11 protein-coding genes are annotated in these 12560 nt (G+C 52.7%); 9 read left to right on the top strand and 2 right to left on the bottom strand.

Features of this window, described 5'->3' with window-relative positions; translation table 11 throughout:
- The first annotated feature begins 17 nt into the window (after nucleotides 1–17).
- Nucleotides 18–962 carry a hypothetical protein gene (locus tag EDC56_RS10475; protein ID WP_123712457.1) on the top strand — a complete coding sequence of 315 codons (945 nt, stop codon included), beginning with the start codon at nucleotides 18–20 and terminating at the stop codon, nucleotides 960–962.
- A gap of 572 nt (nucleotides 963–1534) precedes the next feature.
- Complete coding sequence (locus EDC56_RS10470) at nucleotides 1535–3658, top strand: PGAP1-like alpha/beta domain-containing protein (protein ID WP_123712456.1); 2124 nt, start codon at nucleotides 1535–1537, stop codon at nucleotides 3656–3658.
- Nucleotides 3659–3749: 91 nt separating this feature from the next.
- On the opposite strand, the gene EDC56_RS10465 is transcribed toward EDC56_RS10470, so the two are convergent.
- A complete protein-coding gene (locus EDC56_RS10465) occupies nucleotides 3750–5243 on the bottom strand; it encodes a phospholipase D-like domain-containing protein (RefSeq protein ID WP_211333644.1) in 1494 nt (497 codons plus the stop codon).
- Nucleotides 5244–5568: 325 nt separating this feature from the next.
- On the opposite strand from EDC56_RS10465, the gene EDC56_RS10460 reads away from it, so the two are divergent.
- Nucleotides 5569–6201: a pyridoxamine 5'-phosphate oxidase family protein gene (locus EDC56_RS10460; RefSeq protein WP_123712454.1), complete on the top strand. Its 633-nt coding sequence runs from the start codon at nucleotides 5569–5571 to the stop codon at nucleotides 6199–6201.
- A 17-nt stretch (nucleotides 6202–6218) separates the two neighbouring features.
- Here the strand turns inward: EDC56_RS10460 and EDC56_RS10455 are convergent, their stop codons facing one another.
- Nucleotides 6219–7184, bottom strand: coding sequence for a LysR substrate-binding domain-containing protein (locus EDC56_RS10455; protein ID WP_245980681.1), 966 nt, complete (start codon nucleotides 7182–7184; stop codon nucleotides 6219–6221).
- Between the two features lie 228 nt (nucleotides 7185–7412).
- On the opposite strand from EDC56_RS10455, the gene EDC56_RS10450 reads away from it, so the two are divergent.
- The 6 genes from EDC56_RS10450 to EDC56_RS10425 are packed head-to-tail and all read left to right on the top strand — an operon-like array spanning nucleotide 7413 to nucleotide 12543.
- Nucleotides 7413–8918, top strand: coding sequence for a 2-hydroxymuconic semialdehyde dehydrogenase (locus EDC56_RS10450; RefSeq protein WP_123712453.1), 1506 nt, complete (start codon nucleotides 7413–7415; stop codon nucleotides 8916–8918).
- Between the two features lie 27 nt (nucleotides 8919–8945).
- Nucleotides 8946–9731, top strand: a complete 786-nt coding sequence (gene mhpD, locus EDC56_RS10445; protein WP_123712452.1) for a 2-keto-4-pentenoate hydratase — start codon at nucleotides 8946–8948, stop codon at nucleotides 9729–9731.
- Between the two features lie 20 nt (nucleotides 9732–9751).
- Nucleotides 9752–10534 carry a 2-keto-4-pentenoate hydratase gene (locus tag EDC56_RS10440; protein WP_123712451.1) on the top strand — a complete coding sequence of 261 codons (783 nt, stop codon included), beginning with the start codon at nucleotides 9752–9754 and terminating at the stop codon, nucleotides 10532–10534.
- Nucleotides 10535–10565: 31 nt separating this feature from the next.
- Nucleotides 10566–11000, top strand: coding sequence for a RidA family protein (locus tag EDC56_RS10435; RefSeq protein WP_123712450.1), 435 nt, complete (start codon nucleotides 10566–10568; stop codon nucleotides 10998–11000).
- Nucleotides 11001–11025: 25 nt separating this feature from the next.
- Complete coding sequence (locus tag EDC56_RS10430; RefSeq protein WP_123712449.1) at nucleotides 11026–11541, top strand: 3-hydroxyanthranilate 3,4-dioxygenase; 516 nt, start codon at nucleotides 11026–11028, stop codon at nucleotides 11539–11541.
- A gap of 3 nt (nucleotides 11542–11544) precedes the next feature.
- Entirely contained in the window at nucleotides 11545–12543 is a 999-nt protein-coding gene (locus tag EDC56_RS10425; protein ID WP_123712448.1) for an amidohydrolase family protein, read from the top strand.
- Nucleotides 12544–12560 lie beyond the last annotated feature (17 nt).

Raw genomic sequence — 12560 nt, 5'->3', positions numbered from 1 at the left:
CTCACTAGGAGGCCCCCATGCCGAGCTCAGAGCTTCGCCAATTCATCGATACTCAGGTGCTGCCGGAAGATTATCTAGCCACCGCCGCCAAGCACTTCTCGCCGTTGCTTGAGGAGCTGGTCGAACGTTGTCAGCGTGGCGCTTGCGTTGTTGTTGGTATCAACGGGTGCCAGGGCTCGGGAAAGTCGACATTGGCAGAGTACCTACGTGTACGCTTGCAGAGTGAGCACCAACTGTCGACGGTGGTGTTATCGTTAGATGACTTCTACCTGGCCAAGGGCCAGCGACAGAGCTTAGCCGATACCGTGCATCCGTTGCTGGCTAGCCGAGGTGTACCCGGTACCCATGACACACGCTTGATGCTGCGCACCTTGGCTCGGCTGCGAAGCGGTGTCGGCGCCTCTGTGCGGGTGCCGCGCTTTGATAAGGCGGCAGATGATCGCTGTGCTCCGGGTGCCTGTGATGAGGTGAAGACGCCATGCGATATTATTATCTTAGAGGGCTGGTGTCTTGGGGCGACGGCGCAGCCGGCACAGATGCTATTGGCACCGGTCAATGAGTTTGAGCGCCATGCCGATAGCGACGGGCGCTGGCGCCGTTATAGCAACGATAGTTTAGGCGGTGATTATCAGCGCATCTTTGAACAGGTCGACAGCTGGGTAATGTTACGTGCGCCCTCTTTTCAGGTGGTCTATCAGTGGCGCTTACAGCAGGAGCAGAAACTGGCAGACAAGCTGCGCAGCTCAGGGCCACAGCAGGGAAAGCTTAGGGAGCAAAACGAAGAAGCGGCTGCGTTGATGAGCGTCGATGAGATCGACCGTTTCGTACAGTTTTTTCAACGCCTCACCGAGCACATGCTGGTGACGTTGCCGGCCCGTGTTGATCATCTCTACCAGCTCAATAGCGAGCGTGACATCATCGATGAGAGGCATCGAACTTACAACTGTGACAGTAAGGCCTAAATGGCCCACATCGCGCGTGTGACCTTCGCTAGTTTGTACGACTGCTGTACACCATGACTTTTAAATAGTACTAAGCTATTAAGTTATTTTTGAAAAATAGCGAAATAATTTCTGAGTTGATGCTATGCTGCGTGAATAAGTGTTCTGTGAACTCATTGCTAGAATGGGTTAGGACGATATATACCTGCCGTTGTTGTAGAGCTTGCTGTTCTAGAATGTCGTGTTTATTTAAAAAAAATTATGATTGATGCAGATATTTTTGTTTATTCAATGAAGCTTGTCTAAATGGTCAGCGGTTATGGTAAGGCGACAATACTCATTTAGTCTGCCTCTACCTAGTGACTTTGGTGCACTGTTTAATGATGACTTTTAAATAGTACTAAAGTCGTATTGTAGTGTTCATTCCTTGTTGTAACGCCGGTTTCCTATACCGATATGAGTGATTTATCTTTCGGCTAAATATAACTTTTGACCGATACCTGCTCCCTTTTGATCTCGTTAGTATAGTCGCGCTGGTTTTATGCTTTGGATGATTCAAAAACACACACTTAATTATAACGGTATATGGAAATATGAAGATCAAGACGATATCCCTAGCGGTGGCTCTCGCCTCGCTGGGTCTAATGAATAGTGCCAATGCAGCGCTGAGTAAGGCTTGTGAGACGCTGTTAGATGCCCAGGTTGGTTGTACTATTACTGCCAAAAATTTTGATGATGAAGTGGCCAAAAGTGTTATTAAGATTTTTAAGGGCGATAATATTAACCGTTATCACCTTGTCGAACGTGACTTTAGTGAGACTGATAGCTCTAAACCAGGCTATTGGGGGTATGAGGCAGGAGATTACACGAGCCCAATACAAAGCCTAGTCCCTGTTAGTTACACTGAAGAGCAGTTGCATGGGGCCATGGAGCGTTTGGTTATCTTCGTCGATGGTCTCAACCCGGATGGCGAAGAGACTGTCACCAGTCGTTTCCAGCGCCTGAAAGAGGCGGCGAGCGGAATGTATAATACGATGAAGAGTAGCGCTCAAAATGCGGCTGAGCTCGCAGCCTTGTCCAACAGCATCATCTTATTGGCCGACGGCATGGTACACGGCGGTGACTCGATCGAAGATAACGCCTATCTGGTACAGGACATTTTAAAATTCGCCAGTGAAAATCGTATCCTACGTAAGAACATTACCGTAGTCGGTGTTTCCTCTGGTGGTGTTGTCGCGCGTTACGCTCTCGCCGATCTTGAAAACAAAGGTCAGTATCACGATGTCGGCACCTATATCTCCTACGATGCGCCGCATCGTGGTGCTAACATTCCACAAAGTATTCAGAACCTTTTACCGGTGATGAGCTCGACGATTGGCAAGGTCAACGGTTATGTGAATAAAAACTTTTCGGCGGTCAAGAAGATTGGTGGCTTCGATGTTAAGCTGGACGCGGTCATCGGTGATGGCGGCGTAACCGATCAAATTAAGGCCTCGATTGATGAGGCGACAGGGCAGACCTTGACCAGCAAGATGGGCTCGCAGTTACTACTAAACAGCGTGATCGATACACTGCCTCAGTACACCTTTCAGCAAAAACTCGACGAAATCGGTTATCCGGCCTCAACGGTTAACGTCGCGGTGACTAACGGCAGCATCTATGGTACTGCACTCGACAACTCGGCGTATCCTCTTAACCCAGACGGTTCGTATTTTCTATTCGACGGTCGTGGTGGTTTGACCAAGGACTTCAAGTTTCTTAGCTGCCTTTCTAAGGCCACTGATGATTATGCCTTCATGAATCTTAAGTTGTTCCCGACGGTGCCAGGGGAGGTTAACCTGCAGACTAATGTCGGTGTGAATGCTTTGATGACTTGCAGTTTCATCTTTGTTGCTGGAGAAGTCAGGCTGTTTAAGGATTTCCCTGAGTTTCGTAGGACACCGTCCGAAGTTGTAAGTTATGATGAGGTGGCGGGCAGCTATATGCATCTGAATGCTCTATTATCTGCCTCATATAAGGATAATAAATACGATAAAAATGGCAAGCTGATCTTCAATCAGCGCGATAACTACACGGGTGATGACATCACCTCGCCCGCCCACTTCTATAACCAGCGTAAGTTTACCTTCATTCCGACCTTCTCGGCGCTGGATATTGCTGTGGCCCAGGACCAGCTCGACGAGCCCCTCGATGTGGATAGTGTCATTAACGAAAGTCAGTGGGATCATGTCTTTGTGGCGGATGAATCTGATGGCTTACTACTTGAGACTAACTTCCCTAAGGTGGATGATAACTACTACCATGTTCAACTAAACGCAGATAGCGGGTTGGTGTCCACATTGGTTGATGGTCTTAATCTCGATCCTCTGTCGGCGACTGATAAATTACTGGTTTGGTTGTCGCAACCCAATCGTAATTGGCCTGATATTATTTCCGCTATTGAGAGTGTGCTAGGTGAAGGCCTGGTTCCGACACCGCTATTGATGGCGGTGGTTACGCACTCATATACTGGCGGGAAGTTTGGTTCTGTAGATGTTTTACTAGCCTTAGGCATGAGTGAAGAACTTATCGCAGGTACTGCTGCCAACATTGCCCAGTCTTACGAGATGGTGGCGTTATTGTCTGACTTTGACAAAGAGGGTTGCAATGCGTTGGGGCTGGACGAAGATATTTGCAACAAGTTAAGTACAGGAGAAAATGTGGTTGCCGCGAACTAAGCGAGCGGACTACGACAAAAAGGGAGCGATGATTATCGCTCCTTTTTTTTGCGTAGAAAAAGGCCGATCTAGCCTTAACGCTAACTAGGGGCTACAGCAGAAATTCGAACAACCAAGAGGGTAGCCACATGAAGCGCATCTTGCGCGTGTCGGGGTCGCCGGCACCGTAGACGCTGACCTCGTTGCCGTCGGCATCGACGGCACGCTGATCGCCGACGATCTGATAGCCCTGCTGGGCGCGTGTCATGATGCTGTCTTCGACGGCGGCGGCAAGCTCTTTATTACCGCTACAGAAAATCGCCATCTCGCTGTTGTAGTGGTTGGAGCGGTTGTCGAGGTTATAGGTGCCGACCATGATCTCGTTGGAGTCGTAGACCTGGGTTTTGCCGTGCATGCCCCAGGTTGCGGCCTCGACGGCGGGGCTGACGGCCGGCGTTTCGGCCGCCCAGAGGCCGGAATGCAGATAAATCTTGATGCCGCTGCGCTGCCAGTCGTAGACATTGTCATAGAGGCGGGCGGCGACGTAGCTGGCGTCGGTGGAAGCCAGCGAGTTGGTATAGAGTGTGATATCGACGCCTTTGTCCTGCATGCGCTGCATCAGGTCGGCGGACTTCTTATTGTGAATCATATACGGCGAGGCGGCGGTGAGGCGATGCTCTACGGCCACGGCCTTATCAAAGAGTGTCTTGCGCAGGAAGCGATAATCGTCGCTGTAGGGATCGCGGAAGCGTGACCAAAAACTACCGCCAGGCGCGTCAGAGGTGAAGGTGGTGACCGGGCAGGCATACTGTGGCAGCTTAGCCAGCAGTGGCTGGGCGATGGCCGCGATCTGCTGCCGATACTGCTTCTCTTGTTCGCTGCTGGCGAGGAAATTCTTCACCTCGCGCTCTCGGTTGCTGTTGGCACTGGGGGGCGTCGGGCGCTCGCTGATCTCATGCTCGAAGAAGGCGTCGAAGGAGAGGCGCATGGTCTTGACGATATCGCCCTGCACGAGCACATCACGGTCGAGGAAGTTGAATTGCTCTGACAGATCGAAGTAGTCGTTCTCGACATTGCGGCCGCCAGTGATAGCCTCGCGGTCATCGACTAGTAGCAGCTTGCGGTGGTTGCGGAAATTGATCGTGGAGAAGAAGTAGAGTGGGGCGGCGTTGTAGTAGCGTACCTCGATACCCTCGGCCTTTAATGCCTCGGCGTAGTACTCATCAAATTGGAAAACGGTCGAAGACTTGTCGATCAGTATTCGCACGCTGACGCCGCGTCGGCTGGCGTCGATCAACTCATGAACTAATAACTTACCGCTGATGTCCGGGCTAAAGATGAAGTATTCGACCGCGATACTGTGTTTGGCACGGCGGATCATCTCTAACCGGGCCTGTAGGGCTACGAGGCCACTGTCGAGTAGGGTAAATTCATTGTGGTTGTGGCCGGTCTTCGGGTCGTAGACTTGTACTTCGTGAAAGGGGTAGGGGTTGCTGGCGGAGAGGTTGTGGTAGGAGTCAAAATCCTCATTGGGGTAGATCAGTCGGCAGCTCGCCGTCAGCATGATGGTCGCGCACAATAACCAGCCGGTGAGTGTTTTAATCAAGATACTTTGCCTCGTCGTCACGCTGATTGTGACCGCTGTGGATGTGCCGAATCGCTAATATTTAGCGTAGTTAGTGCTCGTTTATACCGCAAAACAGTCTGCAAAACTATGATGCGAAACCGGCATAGGCGCTATTACTTATCGGTCTCATCGACTTGCTACGATAGTCGTTTACCATATGGTAACGCCTCAAATCTTCTAATCACACTGGTCGCAGCATATAGTCTGGCGGCGAAAATTATAAAATGTATGTTGATTGGCAGCTCATTACAGTGTGGCTTTGTGTCAGGTTTGTGCGCTGCCGGTTGACGCTAAGGAGTCTTGAATGGCGTATGAAAAGATCACTTCGTTAGCACAGTTACGTGAACTCTATGGCGAGCCGCGAGAGGTGTCTCTGCAGAAGCAGCAGGATCAGTTAGATGACTACAGTAAGCAGTTTCTCAGCCTGTCGACGTTCGCGCTGTTGTCGACCGCTAATAGCGAGGGGGTGCAAGACTGTTCGCCGCGTGGCGATGTCGGCGGCTTTATCCATTGTCTGGATGATAAGACCATCGCGCTGCCGGACCGACCAGGTAATAATCGCCTCGATAGCCTGAGCAATATTGTGCAAAACCCCAACGTCGGCCTGCTGGTCTTGGTGCCGGGTTTCAAGGAGTGCTTGAGAATCAATGGCCGCGCATCGCTTGTTACCGATCAGGCATTGTTGGCTGACTTTGAACAGCGTAATAAACTCCCCAAGTCGGTGATAGTGGTGCGTGTCGAGGAGGTGTATTTCCACTGCACCAAGGCGATTACCCGCGCTAATCTGTGGGATGTCGAGGCGCAGCTAGACCGAGCGCTGATGCCAAGCTTTACGCGCATCTTGATGGGGCAAATTGACCCACAAAAACCGGAGCAAGAGCTCAGGGATCTGGAGCAGGCAGTGGCAGTGGCGGAAAAGGAGCGCTCGCTCTATTAGCTGGGCTGGCTGACGGCCTACTCTCTGTCGCTCATCTGCTGGGCGGTGGCTTTCAGGATGCCCAGTAGATGGTTGGCCGCCGGTGTGAGTTCGGTGTTGGCGCGAATGGTGTAACCGACAGGCCCGAGGTCGGCTTTAATCTTCACCGGCAGTTGGGCGAGCAGGCCAATATCCTCGTAACTGCGGATGACTTGATAGGGCATGGCGGCGATCATGTCGGTCTCGATCAGCAGTGTACGGTTGGTCAGAATCGAGACGCATTCAATGGCGTTTTGCGGCACGGCAAGGCCAGCCTTGTGGAAGGCATTGTCGATCTCACGGCGCAGCGTGGTGCCGCTGGAGGGAAGGATCCACTGTTCGTCGATCAAGTCTTTTAGAGTGAGCCTTTTCTTGCTCGCCAGCGGGTGACCAGTACGCGCCACTAGGGCGACAGGCTCGTAATAGAGCACCTCTGAAATAAGGCCTTCGTTTTCCTGTATCTCGGGTAGGCGACCGACGACGATATCGATATCGCCCATCTGTAGGCTAGGTAGCAGCATGTCGTTGGTGCCCTCGATGACCTCGACGGAGACGCCGGGGCGATCGGCCTTGAGGGCGGCGAGACTCTTCGGTAGTAGCGAGGGGCTCGCGGCTAGCAGAGTGCCGATGGTGACGCGGCCGAGTACCCCCTCCTTGATTGAACTCAGTTCTTCGCTGACGTGTTTTATCTGCGAGAGAATCAGCTTCGAATGTTTAACTAACACTTCACCATAGGGGGTCATAGTGACGCCTCTTGAGGAGCGGTTAAACAATACAATGCCGAGGGCGTTCTCTATGTCGCGAATGGTTTTGGTGGCGGCGGGCTGCACCATGTTCATTAGCTGTGCGGCCTTGAAAATATTGCCTTGCTCACCAACGGTAACCAGTAAACGAAGGTGTTTTATTTTCATCCGGGAGACTAAGTGCCGCTCGAGAATCTCGGGGCTGATAGAGGTTTCGAGCATAGTGAGCCGACCCATTTTCATTGTTATATTTATTTTTTAATATAATTCAAAGGTTATAGCCGGTCAAACCGTTATAACGTTATCGCTTGTTGGCTAGGTGGTTGGCTATATGAAATACGTTATAGCTGATCATTAAAAAGTGATTTTTAGACTATGAGATCTTGCCGTAGAGTTGCCTAAAACAAGATGGTGGTGAATTAACCACATAGACAATAGACAGGGTGCAAGATGACGGCGATAACCACAGGTAAAACACCACGTAAAACACCCCACTTCGGTGGCGTATTGAATAACTATGTCGGTGGTGAATTTGTCGCGTCAGATAAGCGTTTTGCCAACATCAACCCCGTTGACGGCAGCGAAATTAATCAGGTAGCAGAGGCGTCGGCGGAGGTTGTTGATCGTGCAGTGGAGGCGGCGAGAGCCGCGGTCGAGGGTGAGTGGGGCAAGATGTCGGTGGCTCACCGTAGTGCGCTATTGCATAAGGTTGCCGACGGTATCGAGGCACGCTTCGACGATTTTGTCGCGGCTGAGATGGCGGACACAGGCAAGTCGTTATGGCAGGCCGAGAATATCGATATCCCACGCGGAGCGGCGAATTTTAGGGTGTTTGCCGACATGGCGAGCTCTCGTGCTGGCGAGTGCTTTCAGACCGAGACTGCCGATGGACAGCAGGCACTGAACTACGCCGTCAATAAGCCGTTGGGGGTAGTGGCGGTGATTGCACCGTGGAATCTACCGCTGTTGCTGCTGACCTGGAAGTTGGCGCCTGCGATGGCGGTGGGTAATGCGGTGATTGCTAAGCCGTCGGAAGATACTCCAGCTACAGCGACGCTGTTAGCGGAGGTGATGCACGAGGCGGGTATTCCCGCCGGTGCGTTCAACCTCGTGCATGGCTTCGGCCCTGACTCTGCCGGTGAGTTTCTCAGTAAGCACTCCGGCATCGATGCCGTGACCTTTACCGGTGAGTCCCGCACCGGCGGGGCGATCATGCGGGCAGCAGCCGATAACGTGAAGGCACTGTCATTCGAGTTGGGGGGGAAAAACGCGGCGATTATTTTTGCCGACGCCGACTTTGATGCCGCTGTTGAAGGAACGGCGAAGTCAGTGTTTACCAACGGTGGCCAGGTCTGCCTGTGTACCGAGCGTGTCTATGTCGAACGCGAGATCTATCCACAGTTTGTCGCGGCGCTGAAGCAGAAGGCAGAGGCGCTGAGGATTGACTGGCCAGAGGACGAAAGCACCGATATGGGACCGCTGATCTCCCATGAGCATCAACAGAAAGTGTTGTCTTATTATCAGCTAGCGAAGGATGAGGGGGCGACGGTAGTCACCGGCGGCGGTGTGCCGCGTTTCGGCGACCGCCGGGATGATGGCGCCTTTGTGCAGCCAACCATATTGATCGGGCTGCCGGAAACCGCTCGCTGTATCAAGGAGGAGGTGTTTGGCCCCATCTGCCATATTGCGCCCTTTGATCGTGAGGAGGAGGCAGTAGCGATGGCTAACGACAGTGATTACGGTTTGGCGGCGACCGTCTGGACCAGTAATTTATCGCGTGCTCACCGCATAGCGCCGCAGTTAGAGGTTGGCATCGTCTGGGTCAACAGCTGGTACCTGCGAGATTTACGCACGCCTTTCGGCGGGGTGAAATTATCGGGTGTCGGGCGTGAGGGCGGCGTGCATTCGCTGAACTTTTACTCCGAGCCAATGAATATTTGTATCAAGTTAAACTAATCGCTCATAGCAAGAGAATGATAAATCGTGAATAAAACTGCTATTGAAACTGCCGCTAAGGCAATACGTCAGGCCTACGAAAGTGGTCAGCCCTGTAGTCCGGTGCGTCACTTACTGCCCGAACTTGATGTACAGAGCGCCTACGCTGTACAGCAGCTCAACACTGAACACTGGATACAGCAGGGGCGTCGCCCCGTCGGCTGTAAGGCGGGCTTAACCTCGCGCTCGGTGCAACAGCAACTGGGTGTCGATCAGCCTGACTTTGGCATGTTATATGCCGATATGGCCGTCGCTGATGGCGAGCTCATTGCTGTGGGTGACATTCTGCAGCCAAAGGTCGAGGCCGAGGTGGCACTGGTACTCGAGCGTGATATTGACACAGAGCACCCTACCGTCGCCGACCTGATCTCTGCTGTTGCCTACGCTCTGCCGGCCATCGAAATTGTCGGTAGTCGCATTCAAGACTGGGATATCAATATTGTCGATACCATCGCCGATAACGCCTCGTCGGGTTTGTTTGTGCTGGGCAATGAACCGAAAAAATTGCAGCAGCTCGACCTGCGTCACTGCGGCATGGTGATGGAGTGTCGCGGCGAGCAGGTGTCGGTCGGTGCCGGGCTGGCCTGCCTCGGACACCCACTTAATGCGGCGCTGTGGCTGGCGAAGACCATGGCGACAAATGGTTCACCACTGCGAGCGGGCGATATCATTCTAACGGGGGCGCTAGGCCCGATGGTCACAGTACAGCCGGGCGACATTATCGAGGCGCGGATATCGGGCTTAGGCTCGGTACGAGCGGCCTTTGGTCAATAGCAATTTAAGAGGAAGTAGTGATGACAGATATAGCAAAAATAGCAGAAATCGTCGATCGTGCTGCAGAGCGTGCTGAGGCTATTGGTCAGCTTTCTGAGAATGGCTATCCGCTCAGTCTGACAGAGGCCTATCAGGTGCAGGCGCAATCAATCGATCGTCGCTTGGCGCGTGGCGAGCAGTTGGTCGGCATTAAGATGGGCTTTACCAGTCGTGCCAAGATGATACAGATGGGCGTCGACGACTTGATCTGGGGGCGTCTGACCGATGCGATGCTGCTGGAGGAGGGCGGTTTAATTGATTTAAAAAACTATGTACACCCTCGTATCGAACCAGAAATAGCCTTTCGTCTATCGGCGCCACTGTCTGGCGAAGTGACTTTGTTAGAGGCCATGTCGGCAGTAGAGGCGGTGGCCCCGGCGATGGAAATTATCGATTCGCGCTATGAAAACTTTAAGTTTTCCCTTCAAGATGTCGTTGCCGATAACTCATCCTCATCTGGCGTCGTGATTGGTGCCTGGCAGGCGGCGGACTGTAATATCGAAAATTTAGGTATGTCGTTAGAGTTTGACGGCCAGGCGGTAGAGATCGGCTCGAGTGCGGCAATCATGGGCAACCCCTACCGGTCGCTGGTGGCGGCTTCGCGCTTGGCCGGCGAGGCTGGCCTGACCCTTGAGAAGGGCTGGGTTGTTCTCGCCGGCGCCGCGACGGCGGCACAGGCACTCAAGCCTGGCGTGCATGTGCGGGTGGTGACTGAGCAGTTAGGTTGCGCAGAAATTAATGTTGGCGAGCAGGCGGCGCAATGACTGTGGATAAAATGGACGGGGAGAGTAGGCTATGAGCGACGTGAGTAATAAACAGCTATCGGGCCATGTCATCGAGGGCAAGGCAAAGCCACGTGGGCGCTTCCCTCATTTTAAGCGTGCCGGCGACTTTATTTATGTCTCTGGCACCAGTTCGCGTCGCCCCGATAACAGCTTCGTTGGCGTATCGGTCGATGAGATGGGCACAACAGCGCTGGATATCCGCCAGCAGACTAGCGCGGTCATCGAGAATATTGCCGATATTTTACAGCAGGCTGGTGCGAGCCTGGATGATTTGGTGGAGGTCAGCGCCTTTCTGGTGAATATGAATGACTTTGGCGGTTATAACGAGACCTATGCCGAATATTTTACCGAGAGTGGTCCGACGAGGACAACGGTAGCCGTGCATCAGTTACCGCACCCACACCTATTGATAGAAATAAAAGCGGTGGCTTACAAGCCGCTATAAATTGATCGTTAGAGAGGATCTAGTAATGGGAAAGTTGGCAGCCTTTAACTTCCAGGCATGGCTGAAAGAAAACGAGCACAGGCTCAAGCCGCCGGTAAACAACCAGCTGGTTTGGGAGGAGACCGATCTGATGGTGACGGTGGTCGGAGGCCCAAATAGCAGGTCTGACTACCATATCGATCCAGTCGAAGAGTTTTTCTATCAGTTCAAGGGCAACTCTTTTGTACGCATCATGGGCGACGATGGTCCCTATGATATGCCGTTAAAAGAAGGCGATATCTTCTTAATGCCGCCTCGTGTACCGCACTCGCCACAGCGCCCAGAGGAGGGCAGCTTGTGCCTAGTGATCGAGCCCAAGCGCCCTGACGGCCAGCTGGATGCCTTCGAATGGTACTGCGAGAGCTGTAATTATTTAGTGCATCGAGTAGAGGTGCAGCTGAAGTCGATCGTCGACGATTTGCCGCCTTTATTTAAGGCGTTTGCTGACAATGAAGAGCTGCGTCGCTGCAATCATTGTGGCGAATTGCACCCGGGGAAATAGCTCATGAAAATAATCGACATGCACTCGCACTTTCTGCCTGAAAGCTGGGAGAACTTAGAGCAACGCTTCGGCACCACAGGTTGGCCGTGGATGCGTCATACCGAGCCGGGTAAGGCGATGCTGATGCGAGGCAGTGAAGACTTTCGTCCGGTCTATGAGGCCTGTTGGAACCCTGCTATTCGCCTCGAGGAAATGGACCGACACGGTATCGATATCCAGGTGATGTCGGCCACGCCGATCCTCTTTGCCTACGATCGTCCCGCACAACAGGCAGCAGAGTGTGCGAAGATCTTTAACGATGCGGCACTGGAGATCTGTGCCCATGATAATCAGCGCCTGAAGGCGTTGTGTCAGGTGCCACTACAGGATGTCGATCTCGCCTGTGCGGAAGTGACGAGGGCGATGGACAGCGGCCACATTGGCGTACAGATCGGTAATCACGTCGGCGCTAAGAATTTAGATGACGAGGGTTTAGTCACCTTTTTACAGCACTGTGCCAGTGTCGATGCGGCGGTGTTGGTACACCCCTGGGATATGATGGCGCAGGAGCGCATGCCGAAATACATGTTGCCCTGGTTAGTATCGATGCCGGCGGAGACACAGTTGTCGATTTTGTCGCTGATTTTATCGGGTGCCTTTGAACGTCTGCCTGAGAGCCTGCGCATCTGCTTTGCGCATGGTGGCGGTAGCTTCCCCTACTTGTTGGGGCGTATTGATAACGCCTGGCAGCACCGTGATATTGTGCGTGAAGATTGTCCGCAAAAACCGTCGAGCTACGTTAATCGCTTTTATGTCGACTCGGCTGTCTTCGATCCCGATGCGCTGGAGCTTTTGGTGAAAGTGATGGGGGAAGATAATATTTTATTGGGCTCTGACTATCCGTTTCCCCTCGGCGAGCAGCAGATTGGCAAGTTAGTGCGGGAGCAGCCTGTGCTAAGCGAGGCGGCGAAACATAAAATACTTTCCAGCAACACCATAGACTTCTTTAACTTGGCAAAATAACCATAATAACTCCGATA

It is taken from the genome of Sinobacterium caligoides, from assembly GCF_003752585.1.
GTDB lineage: Bacteria > Pseudomonadota > Gammaproteobacteria > Pseudomonadales > Sinobacteriaceae > Sinobacterium > Sinobacterium caligoides.
Note: the sequence above shows the minus strand (reverse complement) of the source record. Positions and strands in the feature narration are given on the sequence as shown.

Excerpts from the sequence above, each read along its gene's own strand:
- EDC56_RS10475 (WP_123712457.1), top strand. The coding sequence starts at position 18 with ATGCCGAGCTCAGAGCTTCGCCAATTCATCGATACTCAGGTGCTGCCG.
- EDC56_RS10470 (WP_123712456.1), top strand. The coding sequence starts at position 1,535 with ATGAAGATCAAGACGATATCCCTAGCGGTGGCTCTCGCCTCGCTGGGT.
- EDC56_RS10460 (WP_123712454.1), top strand. The coding sequence starts at position 5,569 with ATGGCGTATGAAAAGATCACTTCGTTAGCACAGTTACGTGAACTCTAT.
- EDC56_RS10455 (WP_245980681.1), bottom strand. The coding sequence starts at position 7,184 with ATGCTCGAAACCTCTATCAGCCCCGAGATTCTCGAGCGGCACTTAGTC.
- EDC56_RS10450 (WP_123712453.1), top strand. The coding sequence starts at position 7,413 with ATGACGGCGATAACCACAGGTAAAACACCACGTAAAACACCCCACTTC.
- EDC56_RS10440 (WP_123712451.1), top strand. The coding sequence starts at position 9,752 with ATGACAGATATAGCAAAAATAGCAGAAATCGTCGATCGTGCTGCAGAG.
- EDC56_RS10435 (WP_123712450.1), top strand. The coding sequence starts at position 10,566 with ATGAGCGACGTGAGTAATAAACAGCTATCGGGCCATGTCATCGAGGGC.
- EDC56_RS10430 (WP_123712449.1), top strand. The coding sequence starts at position 11,026 with ATGGGAAAGTTGGCAGCCTTTAACTTCCAGGCATGGCTGAAAGAAAAC.
- EDC56_RS10425 (WP_123712448.1), top strand. The coding sequence starts at position 11,545 with ATGAAAATAATCGACATGCACTCGCACTTTCTGCCTGAAAGCTGGGAG.